The sequence below is a fragment of the Nocardioides sp. genome, assembly GCF_036274455.1.
In the GTDB taxonomy this organism is placed as follows: Bacteria; Actinomycetota; Actinomycetes; order Propionibacteriales; family Nocardioidaceae; genus Nocardioides.
This window is the reverse complement of sequence record NZ_DASUFR010000052.1, coordinates 1-21,594: the sequence shown is the minus strand read 5'-3', so window position 1 is coordinate 21,594 and position 21,594 is coordinate 1. Positions and strand designations below refer to the sequence as shown.

Annotated in this window: 20 protein-coding genes and 1 pseudogene; 13 read left to right on the top strand and 8 right to left on the bottom strand. The window is 70.9% G+C overall.

Translation table 11 applies throughout. The annotated features are described in order from the left end of the window. On the top strand, nt 1–244 hold a 244-nt coding region (locus VFV89_RS04925), incomplete at its 5' end, for a hypothetical protein (RefSeq protein ID WP_329704792.1). A 122-nt stretch (nt 245–366) separates the two neighbouring features. Here VFV89_RS04925 and VFV89_RS04920 read toward each other — a convergent pair. Next, entirely contained in the window at nt 367–3,441 is a 3,075-nt protein-coding gene (locus VFV89_RS04920; RefSeq protein WP_329704791.1) for a DUF3427 domain-containing protein, read from the bottom strand. A 190-nt stretch (nt 3,442–3,631) separates the two neighbouring features. Between VFV89_RS04920 and VFV89_RS24815 the strand changes: the two are divergent. The 4 genes and pseudogenes from VFV89_RS24815 to VFV89_RS04905 form a co-directional block, all read left to right on the top strand. Continuing rightward, nucleotides 3,632–4,018: pseudogene (locus VFV89_RS24815) on the top strand (nuclease-related domain-containing protein); the annotation flags it as partial. A 12-nt stretch (nt 4,019–4,030) separates the two neighbouring features. Beyond that, on the top strand, nt 4,031–4,444 hold the full coding sequence (locus tag VFV89_RS04915) for a hypothetical protein (RefSeq protein ID WP_329704790.1): 414 nt from the start codon (nt 4,031–4,033) through the stop codon (nt 4,442–4,444). A 108-nt stretch (nt 4,445–4,552) separates the two neighbouring features. Continuing rightward, nucleotides 4,553–4,840 carry a type II toxin-antitoxin system Phd/YefM family antitoxin gene (locus tag VFV89_RS04910; protein WP_329704789.1) on the top strand — a complete coding sequence of 96 codons (288 nt, stop codon included), beginning with the start codon at nt 4,553–4,555 and terminating at the stop codon, nt 4,838–4,840. Next, nucleotides 4,837–5,103 (top strand): type II toxin-antitoxin system RelE/ParE family toxin, encoded by a 267-nt coding sequence (locus VFV89_RS04905; RefSeq protein ID WP_329704788.1) that lies wholly within the window; start codon nt 4,837–4,839, stop codon nt 5,101–5,103. The genes VFV89_RS04910 and VFV89_RS04905 overlap by 4 nt, the downstream gene beginning before the upstream one ends. A gap of 20 nt (nt 5,104–5,123) precedes the next feature. On the opposite strand, the gene VFV89_RS04900 is transcribed toward VFV89_RS04905, so the two are convergent. After that, on the bottom strand, nt 5,124–5,900 hold the full coding sequence (locus VFV89_RS04900) for a DUF2249 domain-containing protein (protein ID WP_329704787.1): 777 nt from the start codon (nt 5,898–5,900) through the stop codon (nt 5,124–5,126). Between the two features lie 59 nt (nt 5,901–5,959). Here VFV89_RS04900 and VFV89_RS04895 point away from each other — a divergent pair, with 59 nt between their 5' ends. From VFV89_RS04895 to VFV89_RS04875, 5 genes are all read left to right on the top strand, one after another. Then, nucleotides 5,960–6,652, top strand: a complete 693-nt coding sequence (locus VFV89_RS04895) for a helix-turn-helix transcriptional regulator (protein WP_329704786.1) — start codon at nt 5,960–5,962, stop codon at nt 6,650–6,652. A gap of 40 nt (nt 6,653–6,692) precedes the next feature. Further along, nucleotides 6,693–9,275 (top strand): multicopper oxidase domain-containing protein, encoded by a 2,583-nt coding sequence (locus tag VFV89_RS04890; protein WP_329704785.1) that lies wholly within the window; start codon nt 6,693–6,695, stop codon nt 9,273–9,275. 75 nt (nt 9,276–9,350) lie between these two features. Continuing rightward, nucleotides 9,351–10,781, top strand: a complete 1,431-nt coding sequence (locus VFV89_RS04885) for a hypothetical protein (protein ID WP_329704784.1) — start codon at nt 9,351–9,353, stop codon at nt 10,779–10,781. A 102-nt stretch (nt 10,782–10,883) separates the two neighbouring features. Then, nucleotides 10,884–11,015 (top strand): hypothetical protein, encoded by a 132-nt coding sequence (locus tag VFV89_RS04880; protein ID WP_329704783.1) that lies wholly within the window; start codon nt 10,884–10,886, stop codon nt 11,013–11,015. A gap of 394 nt (nt 11,016–11,409) precedes the next feature. Continuing rightward, nucleotides 11,410–11,871: a hypothetical protein gene (locus tag VFV89_RS04875; protein WP_329704782.1), complete on the top strand. Its 462-nt coding sequence runs from the start codon at nt 11,410–11,412 to the stop codon at nt 11,869–11,871. A 26-nt stretch (nt 11,872–11,897) separates the two neighbouring features. On the opposite strand, the gene VFV89_RS04870 is transcribed toward VFV89_RS04875, so the two are convergent. From VFV89_RS04870 to VFV89_RS04855, 4 genes are all read right to left on the bottom strand, one after another. Next, a complete protein-coding gene (locus VFV89_RS04870; protein ID WP_329704781.1) occupies nt 11,898–12,632 on the bottom strand; it encodes a hypothetical protein in 735 nt (244 codons plus the stop codon). After that, nucleotides 12,629–14,959: a MinD/ParA family protein gene (locus VFV89_RS04865; RefSeq protein ID WP_329704780.1), complete on the bottom strand. Its 2,331-nt coding sequence runs from the start codon at nt 14,957–14,959 to the stop codon at nt 12,629–12,631. Before VFV89_RS04865 ends, VFV89_RS04870 begins: the two co-directional genes overlap by 4 nt. Nucleotides 14,960–15,048: 89 nt before the next feature. Beyond that, nucleotides 15,049–15,240 carry a hypothetical protein gene (locus tag VFV89_RS04860; protein WP_329704779.1) on the bottom strand — a complete coding sequence of 64 codons (192 nt, stop codon included), beginning with the start codon at nt 15,238–15,240 and terminating at the stop codon, nt 15,049–15,051. Nucleotides 15,241–15,337: 97 nt separating this feature from the next. After that, a complete protein-coding gene (locus tag VFV89_RS04855) occupies nt 15,338–15,538 on the bottom strand; it encodes a hypothetical protein (RefSeq protein WP_329704778.1) in 201 nt (66 codons plus the stop codon). Between the two features lie 310 nt (nt 15,539–15,848). On the opposite strand from VFV89_RS04855, the gene VFV89_RS04850 reads away from it, so the two are divergent. The 3 genes from VFV89_RS04850 to VFV89_RS04840 all read left to right on the top strand — a co-directional run bounded on the left by VFV89_RS04850 (nt 15,849) and on the right by VFV89_RS04840 (nt 20,814). Continuing rightward, on the top strand, nt 15,849–17,537 hold the full coding sequence (locus tag VFV89_RS04850) for an AfsR/SARP family transcriptional regulator (protein WP_329704777.1): 1,689 nt from the start codon (nt 15,849–15,851) through the stop codon (nt 17,535–17,537). Between the two features lie 10 nt (nt 17,538–17,547). After that, nucleotides 17,548–19,062 (top strand): Ig-like domain-containing protein, encoded by a 1,515-nt coding sequence (locus tag VFV89_RS04845; RefSeq protein WP_329704776.1) that lies wholly within the window; start codon nt 17,548–17,550, stop codon nt 19,060–19,062. A gap of 390 nt (nt 19,063–19,452) precedes the next feature. After that, nucleotides 19,453–20,814, top strand: coding sequence for a DUF222 domain-containing protein (locus tag VFV89_RS04840; protein WP_329704775.1), 1,362 nt, complete (start codon nt 19,453–19,455; stop codon nt 20,812–20,814). Here the strand turns inward: VFV89_RS04840 and VFV89_RS04835 are convergent. Then, the gene (locus tag VFV89_RS04835) at nt 20,811–21,122 is read right to left on the bottom strand and encodes a hypothetical protein (RefSeq protein WP_329704774.1); all 312 of its coding nucleotides are present in this window, start codon (nt 21,120–21,122) and stop codon (nt 20,811–20,813) included. The two genes, VFV89_RS04840 and VFV89_RS04835, sit on opposite strands and share 4 nt — an antisense overlap. Further along, on the bottom strand, nt 21,119–21,594 hold a 476-nt coding region (locus VFV89_RS04830; RefSeq protein WP_329704773.1), incomplete at its 5' end, for a hypothetical protein. The genes VFV89_RS04830 and VFV89_RS04835, both read right to left, overlap by 4 nt.

Sequence of the window (21,594 nt, the reverse complement as noted above, 5' to 3'; positions counted from 1 at the left end):
AGCCAACGCAGCCTCCGAAGTGGTCGACGCCGAGGTCGTCGAGACCAAGGACACCCACGGCACCGAGCAGCGCGAGGTCCCGGCCGCGCCCGCCAAGCAGGCCCACACCTCCGCCGAGCTCCTCGAGCAGATCACCGGCACGGCCGTCGACTCCCCGCTCTGCATGACCTGCGGCACCAAGATGCGGCCCGCCGGCTCCTGCTACGTCTGCGAGGGCTGCGGCAGCACGAGCGGCTGCAGCTGAACTGCGCGGAGAAGTAGGAGTTAGCTCGAAGGGCCGGGCGGATTGCTCGGCCCTTCGTTGCTGAGAGCCCTGCGGCGTCGAGGCCTACTGGCGCGGTCGTGTCCTGCCAGAGCTGCGTCGACTCAGCCGGCAGCGACTGTCGCTGAGGTGAAGAAGTCGGTCGGCATGGGATGGGACAGCTCCCAGGTGATCGCGATCGGCCGTTCGCCCTCATGGCGAACATGGCGGCCTGGCCCCAAGAACAGGTACGGCGATGTTCCAAATTCGTCCTGCTGCTCCTCGCGCGCGAAGAGCAGCACGGTGCTGGTCCCGTTGGCGTATCGGCGGCCTGTAGGCGACGCCAACGAGGTTGTCGACTGTGACTCCCAGTGGAAGAGAGTCGGACTAATCGGGTAATCGCGATACATCGTGGTCGGCGAGTAGTCAGCCTCCGACTTCTTCAAGGTAATGAACAGAATGTCGACGTTCAGAGCCTCGGAGTACGCCACGCCCTGCATCACGCTTGTTGGCTTTCGGTCCAGACTCGCGTAGTCCAAACCAGCCAGGATCTCTTCCCGTTGGTACCGCGCATGCACCTTGAGCGGCAGTTCAGCAAGCCGGCCCGGAAGACTCGGTGTCTCGTGGCGTGCCGCCTCGAAGGCGATGTCGACGACACTTCGGAGTTCATCGCGCATGGCGGCTTCTGACCGCAATGCGTCGAAGCCGGCGTCGAAGGATCCGTGCTTGCCCCCGTCTGGCCACAACGAGAAGAAGAGCATCCGAGCGAGCCGCTGCTCGCCGGGCGACAGGTCGTTGTAGGACCGTGAATCGTCGGTGAGGAGTTGGGTGTACGCGCTGGCCCGGTCGCGATCGTCGACATGCGCAAACGCGCGCACGCGCTTGAGCAGCTTCTCCTCCGACGGCGTCCCTTCGCGAGTCGGCAGGTTGGCCTCCCTGCGAAGTCGCGTCCACGAATGGCTACCGCGCCTCAAGATGTCGGAGAGCTCGAGCCCGGACTCCTCGAGGAACGATGCGAGGTCGTGATCGCCGTAGGACCTGAGCTCAGCGACGATCTGCGCCCACCGGCTGGCGACCTGAGATCGGATGTTGTCGAGGACGAGTGCCTGAGCCTGCTTGTCCAGCACGATCTGGCAGCCAGATGGGAGGAAGGGGAAGCCCTTCTCGACGTCGCGTTCGAGGCCGCGTCGGGTCCCGCCAGTCAGCGCCCTCAGTTTCTGGTCCCAGCGGAACTTCCTGTTGTGGTAGCCGACGAAGTCGAGAACCGTGAGAACGGCCTTGTCGCGCGTGCGCCGCAGCCCGCGACCGAGTTGCTGCAGGAAGATCGTCGCGCTCTCGGTAGGTCGCAGGAACAGGACCGTGTCGATATCCGGTATGTCGAGTCCCTCGTTGAAGACGTCCACGGTGAAGACCACGTTGATGTGGCGCTGGCGCAGGTCGTCCAGTGCGCGGTCCCGCTCGACTTGCGGTGTACCTCCGGTAACGACGGTGGACGGTACGCCGGCCTCGTTGAACACGCGGGCCATGAACTGCGCGTGCGCCACGCTGACGCAGAAGCCGAGGGCGCGCATGCCGCCGAGGTCGAGGACCTTGTCACGGAGCTCGCGAAGCACGATCTCGGCCCGGCGGTTGTTGCCGGTGTAGACGTTGGAGAGCTCGGCCTCGTCGTAGCGGCCACGGGTCCAGGTGACTCCTCGCAGGTCCGTGCCGTCCGCGACCGCGAAGTAGTGGAACGGACAGAGCAGATCGGCGCCGAGCGCGTCCCACAGTCGCAGCTCTGCCGCGGTGCGGTGGCCGAAGAACTGTCGGACGTCTACGCCGTCTCCGCGCTCGGGTGTGGCAGTGAGGCCGAGCAGTTCTTGCGGGGTGAGGTGGTCGATGATGCGTCGATAGGACGCCGCCTCAGCGTGGTGGAACTCGTCGATCACGACGACGTCGTAGGCAGCTGGTGGGATGTTGGTGATCCCGTAAGAGCTCAGCGACTGCACGCTGGCGAAAACGTGATCCCACCGATCGGGTCGAGCGCCGCCGACGTACAGCTCGCCGAACGAAGCGTCGGCCAAGACTTCGCGGTATGTCCGAAGCGACTGCTCCAAGATCTCTCGTCGGTGGGCAACAAAGAGCAGCGACGGGCGCTCCCTTCGCCCAGCGCACAGATTTCGATAGTCGAGTGCGGCGATGACGGTCTTCCCGGTCCCTGTCGCGGCCACCACGAGATTGCGGTGCCGATCGTGAACCGTTCGTTCGGCAGCAATCGCTTCGAGCATCTCCTGCTGGTAGGCGTAGGGGCGAACCTCCAGTCCGGACAGGGAGATCGTCACGCGCTGGTGGGTCGTGCGACCAGCCGCCTCGGCCAGGGCGTCGTCGAGGCGATCGCGGTCTTCATCAGGGTCGTAGGTCTCGAATGACGAGTCGTTCCAGTAAGTGTCGAACGTTGCGTGGAACTTGGTGAGCAGGGCCGGAGTAGCGATCGCAGAGAGCCTGACGTTCCACTCGACGCCATCAAGAAGTGCTGCTCGGGAGAGGTTCGACGATCCGACGTATGCCGTGTCGAACCTCGTCGCCCTTCGGAACATCCAGGCCTTGGCGTGAAGTCGAGTGCGGTGCGCGTCGTATTGCACCTTGACCTCGGCGCCGAACTCGTGGACGAGGCGGTCAAGCGCCGCTCGCTCGGTCGCGCCCATGTAGGTCGTCGTAATCACGCGCACGGGAACTCCACGCGAGCGCGCGGCTGACAGCTCAGGTTCGAGGAGCCGCAACCCGTGCCACTTGACGAAGGCGCACAGCAGGTCGACCTCGTCTGCGCTGTCGAACTCGGCCCTGAGTTCGGCGCCCAGGTTGGGTTCCCCGGTCGAGTTGGTCAACAGTGCAGCCTCCGACAGTGGAGTGGCCGGCCGCGTCGAAAAGGTTCGCGCGCCGGGACCGGGCGGCTCCGAGATGCTGAGCAGTTGACTGACTGGCGCATCAACGTCGTCCGAGAGGGCCAGCTGATCGAGGATGGCGTTCACGATGAGGAGGCGTTGGTCGCCACTCTTGATGTCTCGGAGCCGCCGCTCGAGAACTGCCCCGATGTGACGAGCGAGGACGTGAGGTTCGTCGGCGTCATCAACCCTTGCAGCATCGATCTGTGCGCTTCCCAGGCGCTCCAACCCACGCCTCAAGTCGCTCGTCAACAGCGACTCGTAAAGCCCAGAGTCCACGTTCCCTCCCGATCCGCCGCAAGCTTGCCCGATTGAGTTGCCACCTGGGCTGGCATTGGGGGCGGTCTCACCCGGAAGCAGGGTGTCGGCACGACCCCCGCACGTCCGAGCAGCGGGACGCTTCTCCACGAATCTGGCCGCGCGAACGTCATATATGCCCTAAGGTCGCGTCACCAACGGGGAGGCGGTCTTGGCTGGTGAGTCCGCGCGTGAATCGGCGCGCCGACAGCGAGAGAAAGCCGAGCGGCTTCTGCGTGCCGCAGACCGGAACGAGCGCGGAGCCCGAGGCGAGGAGGCGACGGCTCACGTCTTGGCAGCGCTTCCAGCCGACCGTTGGACCGTCCTCCACGACCTGCGGTGGCCGGGACGCAGATACGCGAACGTCGATCACATCGTGGTGGGTCCACCCGGCGTCTTCGTCATCGACTCGAAGAACTGGTCCGGGGATATCGCAGTCCGGGAGAACGTCCTGCGCTGCAACGGCTACCGCAAAGAGCGGGAGGTTGTAGGAGCAGCTGAGGCGGCGGTGGCGGTCACTCGTCTTTGCGTAGGTATGGGCTCAGGAGTTGTCCATCCAGTTCTCTGCTTCGTGAAGGACTACGCGATTGAGGGTTGGGTTCGGGAGGTGATGCTGTGTTCGACGCACAACGTCGTGTCCATGCTCGAATCGCGACCAGCAACTTTGACCCCTGAGCAGGTTCACGGCATTTCGCTCCAACTCGATGCACAGCTCGTTCCGGCGACGTCGTCGGCGCTGCCGATCAGCGCGACAACTCGCCGCCCCTCCCAGCCACGTTCTGCTCTCCGACCCCAGGCGCGCCGATCGCCCCGTCGAACTCCTCAGCGCAAGCGGCGACGCAACGAGCCAAGCCTCCTTGGGTTCGTCTTCGCGCTGGTCCTGGTTGGTGTGCTGATCTTCTCTCCGCAGACGATCACTGCCCTGGGCGACGCTGCAGGCAAGGCGCTGGCCCACTTCATGACGAGTGCGACGTCCTCGAAGTAGTTCGTGTCGTCACCTGGCCAGATGAATGGCGTGACGCCTGGTACCTCGCTCGGCGCGGTGTCAGCCTCGGCCTGCCGCCCGTCATCGCGGAACGCTAGAAGTATGTACATGGAGACGAAGCCGCTGGCCGAGGTGCGGCAGGACCTGTCGAAGATCGTGGAGGCGGCGGTCACCTCGCACGAGCGGTTCGACATCACTCGCAACGGCAAGCGCGCGGCGGTGCTGCTGAGCGCCGAGGACTACGACTCGCTCCTCGAGACCCTCGACGTCCTGGCCGATGCGGACCTGGTGCGGGACGTGCGCGCCGGCCTGCAGGAGGCAGAAGCCGGTGAGCTGGCTTCGCAGGAAGAGGTCGTCGCCGAGCTGCGGGAGGCGGCGAAGCGGACCGGCTCTTGACCTACCGGATCCTCTATACGCGCACAGCGCGACGCGGGTTGTCCGGGCTCCTTCCCGAAGCAGCCGCCGCTGCCTGTGTCGAGTTCATCAGGTCCGTCCTCGCCACCACCCCACATCGAGCAGGGCAACCGCTGAGGCCACCTCTCGAGGGGTTGCACTCCGCTCGACGCGGCGACTTCCGCGTCATCTACCGGATCGACGACGACGAAGTCGTGGTCCTGGTGATCACGGTCCAGCACCGGCGCGACGTCTACCGGACCTGATCCAGCCTCCGGCTCAAGAGTCAGCCAGCGCGCACCAACGTCAGCCGCCACGCCTCGGGCCCGCGCTCGCGGTAGTCGACCGCGAACACACCCGGCCAGCGGTGGTTGATCTGGTCGAGCAGCGGCAGCGGGTCGTGTGGGGCCACCAGCTCGAGGCCGGCGCCGGGGCGGACGGAGTCGAGAGCGCCGAAGATCGTCGCGTGCCGGATCGCGTGGGGGATCGTGCGGGCGTCGAGGACGGGGTAGCCGGGGACGTCGACCTCGCCGCAGGTGCAGGTGTGGCCGCCGCAGCCGGCCTGCTCGTGGGACTCGCCGCCGAGCAGCTCGTGCATGCCCTCGAGGAGCTCGGCGAGCGAGACGCTCGGGGTGACGGCGAGCAGCGGGATGACCAGGTCGTTCTCCTTGGCCAGGTGGGAGTCGAAGACGACGGCCAGCGCGGTGGCCGCGGCGGCGGCGCGGGGTACGTCGACCAGCTCGGCGACGTCGTCGACCAGGCCCAGGATCACCTGGTGCTCGCCGAGCATCCCCTCGACCAGGAGCCGGCCCTCGTCGGTCGCCTGGGCGGCGGGGTACATCGCCTTCTCCTCGGCCTGAGCGTGCGGCACCAGCTCGCGGCGGCACCAGTCGACGAGGTCGGCGCGAGCGGCGTCGGCGGCGGGTCCGTCGTCCTCCATCGCCGCCCTGAACAGTGCCTCGACCCGCAGCTTCAACGCTCCCGCCAGCTCGGCGTGGTGCTGCCGGACGGCCTCGGCGGCCCGGGAGTCGGCCTCGGTCGAGGCGATGACGAGTTCGGACATGTTCCTGGTCTCCTTCACCCGATGTGGCGCTTGGCGAGCATTTTATTACAATCAACTCCGTGAAAAATAATCGGCGGGGCTACGGCCCTCGTCCCGGCGCCGGCCGGACGGCCGCTCCGCTCTCCAGCTCGCGTGCGGCGGTGCTGGAGACGTTGCGGGCCCAGGCCCAGCCGACGACCCTTGCGGCGCTCGCCGCCATCTCGCGGCTGCACGCCAACACCGTCCGCGAGCACCTCGACGCCCTGGTTGCCGCCGGGCTGGCCCGACGGGAGCCCGAGCCACCCTCCGGCCGCGGGCGGCCGGCCTGGCTCTACGAAGCGACGGGCCTGGACGCCGCGACGAGCCGGGAGTACGCCGGGCTGGCCGCGACGCTGGCGGCCACGATCCATCGGACCAGCGCCTCCCCGACGGAGGACGCGGTGGTCGCCGGGCGCGAGTGGGGCGGCGAGCTGGCCCGCGAGCGCGGTGCCGCCCCGGCGAGGAGCGCGGCCGCAGCCAGGCGCGAGGTGGTCGGGCTGCTCGACGACATCGGCTTCGCGCCCGAGACCGACGCGCGCGCTGCCACGGTCCGGCTGACGCGCTGCCCGCTGCTCGAGGCCGCGCACAAGTACCCCGACGTCGTCTGCGGCGTCCACCGCGGCCTTGCCGAGGGCGCACTGGCGGCGTACGGCGCGGACCCCGCCGGCACCGAGCTGCTGCCGTTCGCCGAGCCGGGCGCCTGCCGGCTGCACCTGATGCGGCGGGCGCGATGACGACGCTCATCCGCCCCGTCGTACCCCGCAGGGGGCCCGCATGAGCCGGACGGGCAGCCGCGGCTTCTGGCCGATGCGCGACCTGCCGGTGATGGGCTGGCTGGCGGCCACGGTGGCGGTGGCGTTCGTGCACCCGTTCGTGCCGGCTCCCCGCTGGCTGATGATCCACCTGTTGATGCTGGGTGCGGTGACCCACGCGATCCTGGTCTGGAGCCGGTACTTCACCGACGCGCTCCTACACACCTCCGACGAGGACCGCCCTGGACAGAACCGCCGCCTGCTGATGCTCAACGGCGGCGTGGTCCTCGTGGTCGCCGGAGTGCTCAGCGAGGTGTGGCCGGTCACCGTGGTCGGCGCGAGTGCGGTGGGTGCCGCCGTGCTCTGGCACGGCTGGACGATCCTGGGCCGGCTGCGCGCCGCCCTGCCCGCGCGGTTCGGCCGCGCGGTGCGCTACTACGTCGCCGCGGCCTGCTTCCTGCCCATCGGCGCCGGGATCGGTACGGCGCTCGCTCGCGGCCTCGGCGACCCCTGGCACACCCGCCTCGTGGTCGCCCACGCCATCGTGAACCTGCTCGGCTGGGTCGGCCTCACCGTCGTCGGCACGCTCGTGACGCTCTGGCCGACCATGCTCCGCACCCGGATCGCCGACGGCGCCGAGGCCGCCGCCGCGCGGGCCCTGCCGGTGCTGGTCAGCGCGGTCGTCCTCGCGGCCACCGGCGCCTCCCTCGGGCTGCGGCCGGTCGCGGTGCTCGGCCTCGCGGCGTACGTCGCCGGGCTGCTCCTCACCGCGCCGCCGCTCGTCGACGCATTGCGCCGCAAACCGCCCGTCGAGTTCCCGGCCTGGTCGGTGCTGGCCGGTCTCACCTGGTGGGTCGGCACCTTGGTCGTCCTCGGCGCCGGCATCGCCACCGCCTCCTCGTGGGAACGGGTGGACGACGTCTTCGACCGGCTGGTGCCGTTCCTGGTGGCCGGCTTCGGGGCGCAGGTGCTGCTCGGCGCCCTGTCCTACCTGGTCCCGGTCGCGCTCGGCGGCGGCCCGACCCCGGTCCGGGCCGCCAACGAGGTGCTCGACCGGGGCGCACCCCTGCGCCTTGTCGTCACCAACGCCGGTCTGCTGGTCTGCGCGCTCCCGGTGCCGAGCACGGTGCGGGTGCTCGCCTCTCTCCTCGTCCTGGTCTCGCTCGGCGCCACCCTGCCGCTGCTGCTCCTGGCCGTGCGCGCCTCGCGCCGCGCCAAGGCCGCCCCCGTGCCCCGCGAGCGGCAGGCGCCCCGGACCCGCCCTCCCGGACAGGTGGCCGGCTTCTCCGCTGCCGGAGTGGCGGCGGTGGCGATGGCGGTCGCCGTCGGCGTGGCCGTCGACCCGGCCGCGATCGGCCAGGGGCCTACCCGCTCGGCCACGGCGGGGGTCGCCGCCACTGGTGAGACCACGACGGTGGCCGTCGAGGCGCACGACATGCGGTTCTTCCCCTCGACCATCGAGGTCCCGGCCGGCAACAGGCTGGTGATCGAGGTGACCAACACCGACGACGAGGACGTCCATGACCTCGTGCTCGACAACGGCAGCGACAGCGGCCGGCTCGCACCCGGAGAGTCCGCCCGCGTCGACGTCGGCGTGGTCGGCCGGGACCTGGACGGCTGGTGCTCGGTCCTCGGCCACCGGCAGATGGGGATGGTGCTGACCGTCGTGGTGACCGGCCCGGCGCCGACCGCGACCCCCGACGGTCACGAGAGCCACAGCGGCGGCATGGACATGCCCACCCCGGACCTGATGGCAGACCCGTCGCCAGGCTGGACCGCGCGCGACGCCGCCCTCCCGCCGCTCGAGGAGAGCCGGGTGCACCGGCGTACGTTCGTGGTCCGCGACGTGGTCCGCGAAGTGGCGCCGGGCGTCACCCAGCGGCTGTGGACCTACGACGACACCGCACCCGGTCCGGTCCTGCACGGCCGGGTCGGCGACCGGTTCGTGATCACCCTGGTCAACAACGGATCGATAGGGCACTCGATCGACTTCCACGCCGGCACGCTCGCCCCTCAGCGGCCGATGCGGACCATCGCGCCCGGGGAGTCGCTGACCTACCGGTTCCGCGCCACGCGTGCGGGCATCTGGATGTACCACTGCTCCTCCATGCCGATGTCGGCCCACATCGCCAACGGCCTGTTCGGCGCGGTGGTCATCGAGCCGCCGGACCTGCCACCCGTCGACCGCAGCTATGTGCTGGTGCAGTCCGAGCTCTACCTCGGCGCCCAGGACGGGGAGGTCGACATGGACAAGGTCGCCGCCGAGCAGCCCGACCTGGTCGTCTTCAACGGCTATGCCGACCAGTACGACCACGCGCCGCTCGCTGCGCGCGTCGGCGAGCGGGTCCGGGTCTGGGTGCTGGACGCGGGGCCGGACCGCCCGACGTCGTTCCACGTCGTCGGCGGGCAGTTCGACACGACGTACGCCGAGGGCAGCTACCTCCTCCGGCCCGGGCCGGGCGGCGCGCAGAGCCTGGGGCTGCTGCCCGCGCAGGGCGGGTTCGTCGAGCTCACCTTCCCGGAGCCGGGCGACTACCCCTTCGTCTCGCACCTGATGGTCGACGCCGAACGCGGTGCACACGGGCTGTTCCGGGTCACCCGCTGAACCTGCCTGTGGATGACCGCCGACGTTTGTCGGCGCGGGCTGGTGAGGTGGTCACCGACCCCTTCAGGAGGACACGTGACGACTCTCGGGCACCGCCACCGCACCCCCGACTGGCAGGTCCAGTCGGTCTTCGACCCCGACGGCGAAGGGCACGACTTCGCCTACACCATCGGCCTGCACGACCGCGGCCTGCCGGAGCTCCACATCTGGGGCCGACCACCGATGGGCGAGGATCCCGGCGACGACTGGATGTTCAGCGACCGGGACCGGTGCGGGATCCTCAACGAGCTCGCCTTCGCGCTGATCGACGGCGACAAGACGGTCGGCAGTCGTTGGGAGGAGCGGTACGACGACGGCCTGGTCACCGTCCGCTTCCAGCTCGACCCGCCGGGTGACCGCGACGAGCTCGAGGCGTTCGGGATCGCTCCGGGCGCTGAGGTGCTTCCTCTCCGCTGGTCGCTCCACCGCGCTCCGGTGGCGCGGCCACGACCGCTCAACAAGAGGGGCCGCGAGCGGGCCACCAACGAGTACGCCGCGATCCTCGACGGCCTCGGCGCCGCGGCATCGATGCCGCCCGGCTGGTTGCTGCCCCCACGCTTCGAGCCGGGTGGCGCCTTCGGGCCGCTCACGCTGCTGGTGGCGGGCCGGGTGGCAGAGTTCTGGTCGGCGGACGCAGCGACGCTGAGCAGGTTGCTGGAGGCATCGGTGTGCCTGCACGTTGGTGGCGGCCTGACCTGGCCGGGGACGGTGGCAGCCGCGGTCGCGAGGGAGCTGGGTCGGGTGGACGAGGTGGCCCGGACCGGTGACCTGGCCACGGAGCTCGTGCAGCAGCGGACTCTGCAGGACACCTGGCCGCAGGTCCTCGCAGAGCTCATCGACGAGATCGGGTTCGGCCCCGGTGAGGCGGTGCCCGACGAGGTGGAGCACGGCTTCCACCACAACATGGGAGAGCTCCTGTGGACGGTCCTGGCCACCGAGGTCGTCGCGGACCGGCTGACGTCGGCCCAGCGGCTGCACGGTCGCGGCGCCTGGCTCTCCGGTCTAGCCCCGTACGGGGAGCTTCCCGGGCCACCGTGGCGGGCACCGCGGCGCGTCCTCGACCGGCTGAGCGCGGCGCTGCGACCTCTGGCCGGCGACGAGCTGCACGAGATCGTCGCCCGGCATCGCGACGAAAGCCTCGAGGACTACCAGACGCTCTCCACGCAGCTCGAGGGCTGGGCGTTGGTCGGCCCGGCCGGCTGCCCGTGGAGGGGCGTGCTCGACCGGCTGCCGGGCGTACTCGAGATCAAGAGAGAGCTGGCCCGGCTGCGCCGCCTCGTCGCTCCTGCCGGGCTGGTCGTTCCCGAGGTCGCCCGGGGCACCGGCCTGCAGCAGTGGGCGACCGTGATGACCTCCGCAGCCTGCCACCGCAACCGGCTCTCTCCGTCCGACGTTGCGGCGTTGACCGCCCCGTTCCTCGACCTGGTGCCGGAGCTGCCGGGCGTCGTCAACGGGCTCGAAAGCTAGACCACGGCGCCGCACCGGTCCACCCGAAGTGACGATCTGCGGCCGATGTCAGGACGGGCCGCCGTCCGCGACCTAGGTTGCGCTCGAGACGGGGAGGTGGACGTGTCGACGTCAGCCATCGAGCGCACGTTGCGTCCGGTCGCCAGGCTGCGCGGCCGCGTCGAGCAGCTCGAGTCGGGGGGCCGCGTTGCTCACCGGGTGCTGTCGTCGCTGTCCACCTCCCCGTTCTCCTGAACCACGGAAAAGTCGGCTCTCCTGACACTTCCGTGGGTGGGTGGCCGCCCACTCCGGGCAGCGGTGACCTTTCAACCGGTCTGAGCCGCCCACGGGTTCACCGACCACCGGCGCCTCGGCGTGTCTCGCCGACATGCCCAGGTGGCGGTGGGTGGTCAACCACGCTGGGCCAGGCTGCGGTTGATTGGTGACCGCTGCCCTGGCCCGCGCATGGCACGGGCGCCGAGGGCGATCCTTGACGGCGAGAGGCGATCCGGCAGGCGCGCGGGCACCCGCGGATGGGTCACAAGAGCCGGAAATTCGTCTCCGATCGGTCACATCTCCGGCGTTCTCCTGCGCGCGTCTCGGCCCCGGCTCTAACGTCGGGGAGTACCTGGAATCGGAGGAAGAATTGATGGCTCAGCTCGCACCGGCGGAAGTCGATGTGGTGATCGAGCGTGCTCTGTCCGAACTGCCCTTCGACGACTGGCAGGTCATCGACATCCGGCGCGAAGGGAAGGCGGCTCGCGCGGACTTCGTGGTCGTCGGCCCGCCCGGGGTCTTCGTCATCAGGTGCGGCATCCGGCACGAGAAGGAGCGGGCGCGCGCCAAGCAGCTGATGCGGCTCCTCGAGGCCGTGCACGAGGTCGCCGAGGTGGCCGGCGTACGCCGTGACGAGGTGCATCCGGTGCTCTGCATGACCGGCGAGACGCCCGAGGACTCCTGGACCCGGGGCGTGACCGTCTGCGGGATCGTCAACCTGGCCGACACGCTGGTCTTCAAGCGGGACCGGCTGGACCGCGACGAGGTCGAGGCGGCCGCGCTGGCGGTCGACCGGGCCATGCGCCGCGGCGGCGGGAAGCACCGCGCCGGCTGAGCTCGCGGGACTGAAAGGCCTCTGACCTACCCTGCTGGGCTGAGCTGCACGTCGGAGGAGACGGTGGTGCCCCCCAGGTCGCTGGTGACCAGGGCCTCGAGGTCCGACAGCGCGGCGTCGGCGCCCTTCTGGACCCGCCGGCCGGCGCCCGACAGCTGCGGGGTCCCAGCCGAGAGGCGCAACTGTTCGGCCTGCTTGGCGACCCAGGCCCGGAGCGCAGCCACCGTGTTGCGGGAGAGCCGGTCGCCGGGCGGCGAGCTCACCACCACCTGGTACGCCGCGCCTGCCACCTGGCACGACACGCAGTCGGCGTTGAGGGCGAGAGCCCGGTTGTTCGGCACCATCGACGGCACGCCAGTCATGGCGACCACCTGCACCGAGAGTGCTGTCGCGATGCAGTCCTTGCACGACTGGGTCCACGCGACGGCGGTGTTGTCGAGGCGAGCCTCCTGGGTGCGGCTGACGTAGAGGACCTGCAGGGCGGTGCTCTCCGCGTCGCAGCCGTCGCAGGTCGCCGAACCGGTTGCGGTCACGTCCGACTTCACCACGCGACGCCGGGACGCGACGTCGGCGGAGAACGCGTCGTCAGCCACGACCGGGTCGGCAGCCGATGGGTTGGCGCTCGCCGCGAGGTCGAGATCGCGGAGAGCAGAGTCCAGGCGGGGCGCCGGGGCCCCCGACGTGCTCGCCGCGGTCCCGACCAGAAGTGCCGTGAGTACGCCGAGGGTCGCGGCTCGGTAGCGCGTTGTCGTGCTGCTCATGATCGGTCTCCCATCCGGACGAAGTTGTCGGCCACGGCGGCGGCGATGTCCACCAGGCTCTCCCTGGTCTTGCGGTTCAGTGAGGACATGTCGGTCAGTGCTCCTTGCTCCAGGGCGTCGTCCCAGGGGACGGTCACCACGTGTTCACATCTCTTCTCGAAGTGGCGTCGCATCAGGTCCGGAGGGGCGGCACCGTTGCGTTGGGCGTTGACGACGACCACGGCACGGGACACGAGGTCCTCGAAGCCGTGCTCGTCCATCCAGTCGAGGGTGAGGGCGCCGGCGCGGCCTCCGTCGAGGCCTGAGCGCACCACGAGGACGATCTGGTCGGCCTCGGTCAGGAGCCCCTGGTTGGCGCTGTCCAGGATCCCGGTGCCGGTGTCGAGCACGATGAGGTTGTAGAACTGGTCGAGGAGCTGGATCAGGCGGTGGTAGTCGTTGCGGTCCAGGGCCGTCCAGATCCGCGGGTCGTCGTCCGAGGCGAGCACCTCGAGGCGCGACTCGGCGGCCTGGGCGGTGTAGGTGCGCAGAGCGGCATAGCTGGTGATCGTGTCGAGGTCCCTCAGGACGTCGGTGATGGTGCGGTCGTGCGGTGGCGCGACCCGGTGGGCGAGGTTGCCGGCGTCGGGGTTGGCGTCGACGGCGACGACCCGGTCGCCCCGGAGCATCGCGAACGTGCTGCCCAGCGCCAGGGAGATCGTCGTCTTGCCGACGCCGCCCTTGCGGCTCATGACCACGACCCGGTGTGAGCCCTTGATGGGCGTGCGCAGCCGCCGCTCGAGCTCGTGCCGGCGCTGCTCCACCGCGCTCGGCCCCGGGTTGAGCAGGTGGCCGCTGGCGTCGTACACGGTCCGGCGCCATCCGCGTCCCGGCACGGGCGCCTTCGGCGAGTACATGATCGCGTCGGTGAAGTCCGCAGCCGTGAGCACCGGGGGAAGTTCGGCCGCAGCAGGGCCATGGCCGTCGCCCTCGAGACCGGTCCGCTCCTCCCAGGCCCTGGCACTCGCGGCCATGCGGACGCGCGCGAACTCGGTCAGCGAGGTGGCGAGCCGCCACAGCACGACGGCGATGCCCACCAGCGGGACCAGGATGAGCGCGATGGAGATCACCGCCAGCGTCATGGCCGGCCAGTCGCGCCGCTGCCACGCCACGTCGAAGACCAGCTGCTGGAGCGCGATGCCGGTGCGGGCCCGGGCGACGAACTCGGGCAGGTGCCACAGCGTCCAGGCGAGGAGGGCCGACAGGAGTGGGACCACGACCAGCACCCAGCCGGCCACGAAGCGCCGCGCGTAGGGACGCAGCTCGGTGACCCGGGGGTCGACCGGGTGGCCCGGCCGCAGGCTGCGCAGCACCGGGAGGACCCGCGCGAAGAGGTCGGGTACGCCGGCCACGTCCGACACGACGTAGTAGCCGTCGAACCGGACGACCGGGATGAGCTGCTGCAGCATCTGGACCTGCAGGGTGAGCGCGGTCAGGAGCAGCAGCCCCATGCCGGTGGCGGAGTAGGCAGCCGCCAGGACCAGCACGGTCAGCACGTTGAAGTAGAGGCCACCGAGGTCGGTGCGCACCCGCCCTCCGCGGCCCAGGCGGTAGGAGTCGGTGACGTCGGTGTAGAAGGCCGGGAAGACGATGTAGATGCCGACGCCGATCTCACCCGGCCGGGCGCCGCCGTAGTGGCAGGCCGCCGCGTGCCCGCACTCGTGGAACACCGCGGCCAGGATGAGAAGGGCATAGATCACCAGCGCCAGGGTGGGCGTGACGAACAGCTCGGTGATGGCCGGCCAGAAGCCGCCACTGGTGAGCATCGCGATGTCGGCCACCACCAGCCCGGCGAGGGCGGCCATGACCAGGGGCGGCCACAGCAGCGGGCTGAGCACCGCCGCTACGCGCCGGGTCCACCGCATCGGCAGCAGGGTCGCCTTGGCGGTCAGTGCCAGGATCGGCCGGGCACGCACGGGACGGGCCAGCTCCTCCGACTCCTCGGGCAGCACCAGCCCGAGCGGCTGGAGCCTGGTCGTGATCAGGTGCTCGAGCCCCTCGGCGGTGAGGGTGCGTCCGTACGCCGCGCTTACCGCGGCCGCGACCTCGGCCGCCGGGCGGGGCGGCTCCACGTGCACGACGACCAGATGGAGCAGCTCGGACAGCTGCACCATCTGGTCGTCGCTCCGGCGGACCAAGTAGGCCACGTCACGCAGGCCCGATCCCTGGACCGGCCCCAGGAACTGCAGACCCAGGGCGCGACGCCACCGCAGCTCCGCGGCGGGCTGGGTGCCTGCGTCGGTGTCTGTGTGGGTGTCTGCGTGGTGGTCTGCAGTCGCTGGGATCATCGCTCTGGTGTGCTCTGGTGTCGAGGTCTTGGAGACGGTGGGTGCGCCAGAGCAACACACCCACCGCCTGGTCGGGGGTCAGCGCTGAATCACGGGCCGTGGACCGAGGCGAGGTACTGCATGGCGAGCGCGTTCGCCTGCGAGTTGATGGTCGCGGCGTTGACCGCGATCGCGAGGTTGACGCCGATGACGTTGCTGACGTTCACGCACGCGAACTGACACAGCGTCTCGCGGCGGGGAAGCGCCACGGCTGTCTGCGCGTCGAGCTCGGCGAGAGCCATCTCTGGACGGGACATCCTGGTTCACCCCCTTTCAGCGGTGTCGGAGTTCGATGGCTGCGTGGCCTCCCGGTGGGGACGGGAGGCCACGCGTTGCGCATCAGCCCTGGTTGACGACGATCGTCTGGACGGCCGCGCTGTTGGCAGACGCGAAGAGCGACGCCGCGTTGAGTGCCAGCGACGAGTTGGACGCCACGATGGTCGCCCAGTTGTTGTTGCCGCCGAAGGAGAGCGTCTCCCGAGCCGGAAGGAGATCGGTGCGCTCGGCCTCGAGCTCTGCGATGGTCAGTTCCCTGCGCATAGGTGTTCACCTCCCCCCGTAGTGCGATGGAGTGGACGCACAGGAGAGCGGGCACCGCGTGACACCTGCGTGACCGCGCCGTGACCGGCGCCGCTACGTCTCGGGAGCGTCGCGGGTCATGCCCAATGTGGGGTATGTCCGCAGTGCGTTCCGCCACCACACCAGCCACACCTGTTCATGATCGAGAGTTCCGATTTGACGGACGGTGACGCTGCGCGTCACAGCCGCCACCTCGAGGTCGCCAAGGTCTCGGGAGGTGAAGGTGCCAGAGCAGAGGAGGACCCCGGTCCGGTGCTGCCGCCTGCGCCTGATGGGACGGTGGCAGCTGGTGGCCGACGGCGAGGACGTCGGTCTGGGGCATCGCGAGGAGCGCCTCACTGCCCTGCTCGGCCTCACCGGGCACAGCAGCCGCCTGCACGTCGCCGGCATCCTGTGGCCGGAGAGCACTGATGCCCGAGCGCTGGCCAGCCTGCGTCGCGCCGTCCTCCAGACCCAGCAGCGCTGCCCCGGCCTGCTTCAGGCCGACCGCCTCACCATCGGCCTCGCCGCCCACGTCGAGGTCGACGTGGACGACGTACGCCGTGCCGCGGCGACGACTGAGGACGCGATCGCCCAGGGCGAGGCCGGCGCGCTGCTGGGCCGGCTGGTGGGGGAGGAGCTGCTCCCTGACTGGTACGACGACTGGGTCGGCCCCGAGCGCGAGCGCCTCCAGCAGCTGCGGGTCAAGGCGCTGGAACGGATCGCCCGGCAGGCGCTCGACGCCGGTGACCTGGAGCTCTCCGCGGAGGTGGCGCGCGCGGCCAGCGACATCGACCCGCTCCTGGAATGGGCGGGCGAGCTGGCGATCCGCGCCCACCTCGGCCGCGGCGACCTCGGCAGTGCGCTGCTCGAGTTCGAGCGCTACCGCGACGCGCTGAGGGAGGAGCTCGACGTCCCGCCGTCACGCACGATCCGGGAGCTGATCGAACCCGCTCTCACCGAGTCGCGCACCCGTCCTGCACTCGCGGCCCCGGCCGAGCCCGTGGACCCGGCCCCGGCCGAGCCCGTGGACCCGGCCCCGGCCGCCCCCGCGGACCCGGCCCCGGTGGCTGAGGTGCGAGGCCGTTCACGGCCGAGCCTCGAAGCCCCCGAAGCCCCCGTGCACCCGGCCCCGGTGGCTGAGGTGCGAGGCCGTTCACGGCCGAGCCTCGAAGCCTCCGCAGCGAAGGCAACCAAGCCGGGTCTCACGGCCGCGCCCGTGACCGCGGCCCCAGCCGCCGACCAGACCCTGCCGATCCCGCGACGACCGCGCCAGCCGGACGTGACGAACGGGCGCCGGGGCATCGTCGTACGGCTGCTCGGTGTGGCCGCGTTGATCCTTGTCGCCGCGCTCGCGGTTGCCGGAGCCGGCCCTTTGCACGATGCCGGCATCACCAGTGATCCTGGCAGGACGGGCACCACCGGCGGGACGGGCGCGTCGGGCGTCACGGCGCAGCCGCAGGAGCGGGAGGTGCAGGCCGACGACGCGATCGGCCCGGTCCAGATGGCGGTGCGCGTCGTCGATTCCGCAGTCGGCCGAGCGGCCTTCCTGGTGCGGACCACCGCCCAGCCCGCGCTCGTCCGCCTCGAGGTGAGCGGCGACGCCGGCTGGAGCATGGTGCGCAGCGTGCTGGTGCGCAGTCCCAGCGGCCGCCGCCTGGAGCTCAGCGGTCTCCTCCCGGGGAGCTACCGATGGCTGGCGACCTCGGCGGTCGCCTCGGCGGTGAGCGGGCGGCTGCACATCCCCGACCCGCCGGTCGCCGCCGTCAACCGCAACCCGGTGAAGGCAGACGAGGACGTGGTCCAGGCAGACGGCACGACGACGGCCGGCACGACGACGGCCGGCACGACGACAGCCGGACCGACCGCCGGCGCGTCGCCGGCCCCACAGCACAGCAACGACAGTTCGCAGCACCGTCCCACCCCCCAACCCAACTCTCCGAAGGACCCCGACACCCGGCCGCCGCCCCCCGTCGGCTGAGGAGGTAGCCATGTTCCAGTCCACCACCGCTGTCCGCCGCGGAAGTCTCCTGCTCGTCACCCTTGCCCTGGGCGCGGCGCCACTCGTCGCCGTACCCACCGCGGCCGCCGGGTCGCACTCCGCCAAGCGGTGGGCCGGCTACGAGATCTCGCGCACCGGCGACGCGGCCGGCGGCTGGATCGGCGGATACGCGATCGGCGACACGCCGGTCTTCCTGGTCACGCCGACGCGGAAGCCCAACCACCAGGGCTACCAGCGCGCTCGCGTCGTCGACGACCTCGATGGTCGGCGGGGGGCCTCGCGCGCACAGACCAAGCGCGCGGCGTGGATCCTGTCCAAGTACGGCGGCTACCGCGATGCCGCGCAGGCCGCCGCCGTCGACGCCACCGTCTACGCCGTCCTGGTCGGTGGCCGCTTCAGCACCAGCGGCGCTCTGGGTGCTCGTCGCATCCACCAGGCGCCCGACTCGGCGACGGTGCTGCGCTTCGCGCGGATCATGCTGAGCCAGTCGCGCCGGCACGCCGGGCCCTACCACGCGCGGGTGAAGGCGACCAGCGCCGACGCCGGAGGCGCGATCGAGGCCACGGTCAAGGTCACCGATGGTCACGGACGGCCGGCCGCCGGCCTGCCGGTGAGCGTCGACACCCCAGGTGCCCCGGACGTCGAGGCCGTGACCGGCGACAACGGCAAGGCGGTGGCACGGTTCGCGGTCACCGAGCCCGGGTGGCACCGCGTCACCGCGAAGGTGCGAGACGTCCCGGAGGACCGCCTGCATCTGAGGCTCCCGGTCCGCCACGGGCAGGCGGCCGCTGCCGAGGGAGGCGTCCGGAGGACGCTCGTCGCGAGCACTCGAGCCGCCGTACGAGGCTCACAGGCGCTGGGGCTGCAGGCCAGCCCTGACACCATTCTGGTCGGTTCGCCGGCACGGGTCACTGCAACGGTGAACGGCGACGGGACGTCGCGTACGGCCACCGGGACCCTCTACGGGCCGTTCAGCTCGGCCTCGGCGGCGCAGTGTTCGGGTCCGGCGGTCGGGACCGTCAACAGGTCGGTCAGCGCCGACGGCGGTTACCCCCTGCCGGCACTCACCCCCAGCGCTCCCGGCTACTACGTCTGGCGCGTGGCGCTCCAAGGCACTCCCACGGCGCTGCCGGTCGCGGCGTGCGGGGCGGTCACCACGGTCAAGGCCCTCGCCACGATCTCCGTGACCGCTCTGAACCCGGAGCTGCCAGCCGGCGACAACGCGCAGGTCCGGGTGGGCCTGTCCGGGCTGCCCCACGTGCCGGCGGTCGACCTGACCCTCACCGTGTACGGTCCCTACGGCAGCCAGCAGGCGCTGACCTGCTCGGGGACGATCGCCACCTCGGTGGGCCAGAAGATGAACGGTGACGGCACGGTGACGCTGTTCCCGTTCATCGAACAGGGCGGCTGGTACGCGCTGCAGGCCACGGTCCCGCCGGGGGAGCTCCGCCAGGGTTCGCAGTCCTCGTGCGGTGCCCTCGGCACCGTCCTGCACGCCTCCTGAGAACGCTCGCGGGCGCTGTCGGGGACGTCGTCAAGGGCAGTGTCGCCGGGTACGACGAGCCGGCGCCAGACCGGCGGCTGGGCGTCCCGGAGCGAGACATGGACGGTCAGGGCCAGCGGCTCGTCGGGCGCCGGCGCCGAAGGGAGGTCGACCTCAGGGTGCGCCACTCGAACACGAGCTCCACGTCTCCCGTGCGGCGCTGGGTGAGCCTTGAGACCATCGGGATCCGATGGCACCGGGGTCAGGTGGCTCATGGTTCCAGCCAACCAGACGTGGATGCGCCCGGCCGGTGGGGAGTTCTTGCACGCGTCACCACAACCCTTGCGACGCTTCTCCACAGATCGCGATTTGCGGGTCACGTTGTCGGTCGCGTGATCTAGAATCGAACGTATGTTCGATCTCGGGAGTGGCGGTGAGGCGACGCGGCTGGGCATGGTCCGGGCCGCGGCCGCCGCGGTGGCCGGGATCGGCGAGGCCGACGGTGATGGGGAGCGGATCGATCTGCTGCGGGCGTTGGAGGAGCTGAAGTGTGTCGCGGAGGGGGCGCAGGCGGTGTTGACCGCGGCGTTCGATGCCTCCCAGCGCGAGCAGGAAGCAGCCGTGGGGGTGCCGGTCGAGCGGCGGGGCCGGGCGGTGGCCGCGCAGGTCGCGTTGGCGCGGCGGGAGTCCCCGCACCGGGGCCGCCAGCACCTGGGGCTGGCGGTGGCGCTGGCCGGGGAGATGCCCGGCACCGCCGCCGCGTTGGGTGGTGGCCAGATCAGTGAGTGGCGGGCGATGCTGCTGGCCCGGGAGACCGCATGCATGTCCCGGGAGGACCGGGGGCTGGTGGACCGGCGGCTGGCCGGCACGCCGCAGGCGCGGGCGCAACTGGAGGGCATGGGGGACCGGCAGCTGGTCGCCCTCGCCCGGGAGCTGGCCTACGGGCTGGACCCGGTCTCCTTCGTGGAGCGGCGCCGCCGCGCCGAGGCCGACCGGCACGTCTCGCTGCGGGCGGCGCCGGAGGTGATGGCCCAGCTGAGCGCGTTGGTGCCGGTCAAGGACGGGGTCGCGGTCTGGGCGGTGCTCTCCCGGGCCGCGGACCAGGCCCGCGCCGCGGGTGACCCCCGGTCCCGGGGGCAGGTGATGGCCGACACCCTGGTCCACCGGATCCTCACCCCCACCGCCACCATCGCTCCCGAGGATGCCTCCAGCTCGCCGAGCTCGCCGAGCTCGCCGGTGAGGTTGATGATCGATGTGGTGGTCCCCGACAGTGTGCTGCTCGGCGATGAGCACGGGTTCGGCTGGGTGCGTGACTACGGGCCGGTCCCCGGTGACCTGCTGCGGGAGTGGATCGCGGCCACCGCCGAGGCCGGGGTGGAGCAGTGGGTGCGCCGGCTCTATGTCACCCCGGCGTCCGGGGAGCTGGTCTCGATGGACTCCCAGGCCCGCCGGTTCGAGGGCAAGCTGGCGGAGTTCCTCCGGCTCCGCGACCGGGTCTGCCGGACCGCGTGGTGCGAGGCCCCGGTCCGCCACCTCGACCACCCCCGCGGCCACGCCGAGGGCGGCCCGACCTCCGCGGCCAACGGGCAGGGGCTGTGCGAGGACTGCAACTACGCCAAACAGGCCCCCGGCTGGTCTGCCCGACCCCGGCCCGGACCCCGCCACACCATCGAGACCACCACCCCCACCGGCCACCGTTACACCAGCACCGCACCAGCCCAGAAGGTCACCGAACGCGGACTCCGCATCGCACTGCTCGGGATGAGTGCCTAGTCCGCAGGAACCACCACCTGCAGCGGGATGTCGACCGGCTGATCGGGGTCGAGGTCGAAGTCGAGCTCCTCGTCGGGTTCGAGGGGCCATGCGCTGTCGAGGTTGATGGGCCACCGCGTCCAGACGACCCTGGTGGCGTGCCGCGAGGTGAACTCGTCGTAGGCCTGCCGGGCAAGCTCCTTCATGCGTTCGGTCATGGGGGCGCCGTCGCGAAGTGACCAACCGAGCTCGTAGAGCGGGAGGTAACCGCAGGCGCCGTAGCTCTCCTCCATGTCGTCGAGGAGGCCGGCGATGATCTGGGCGCTCACAGGACCGGGTTCCCGAACAGCGGGACCTTGATCGGCTTCATCCCGTTCTGCGAGATGACCGCATACGGCCCCTCGGTCATCGGGTCCGGTCTCGAGCCTGGCGGGTAGCCGTCCATGACCCGGATCTGGCGACCGCCGCGCACCGGGTCAACGTACTTGACGCCTTCGCCGTCGGTGACCGGCTTCAGGTCCCACCGGTCGCACAGCGCGCGGACGTCCGACCGGGACAGTCCGCGCAGTTCCTGGGGGTCGAGCAGGCGGGGATTGTTGAGGAGGCCGCGCAGGCGCTCCACTCGGGCGACGCGCTCGGCCTTGTAGGCCGAGGCCACCCTGATCCGCACCCGGCGGAACACCGCGAGCTCGGCACGAACGTCGCGCAGGGCCTCGCCGGCAAGCCGGACCGGCGCGGCGCAGGCCGAGGCCACGGTGCGCAGCGACTCGACGATCCGGATCAACCGGGGCGCGGCGGCGG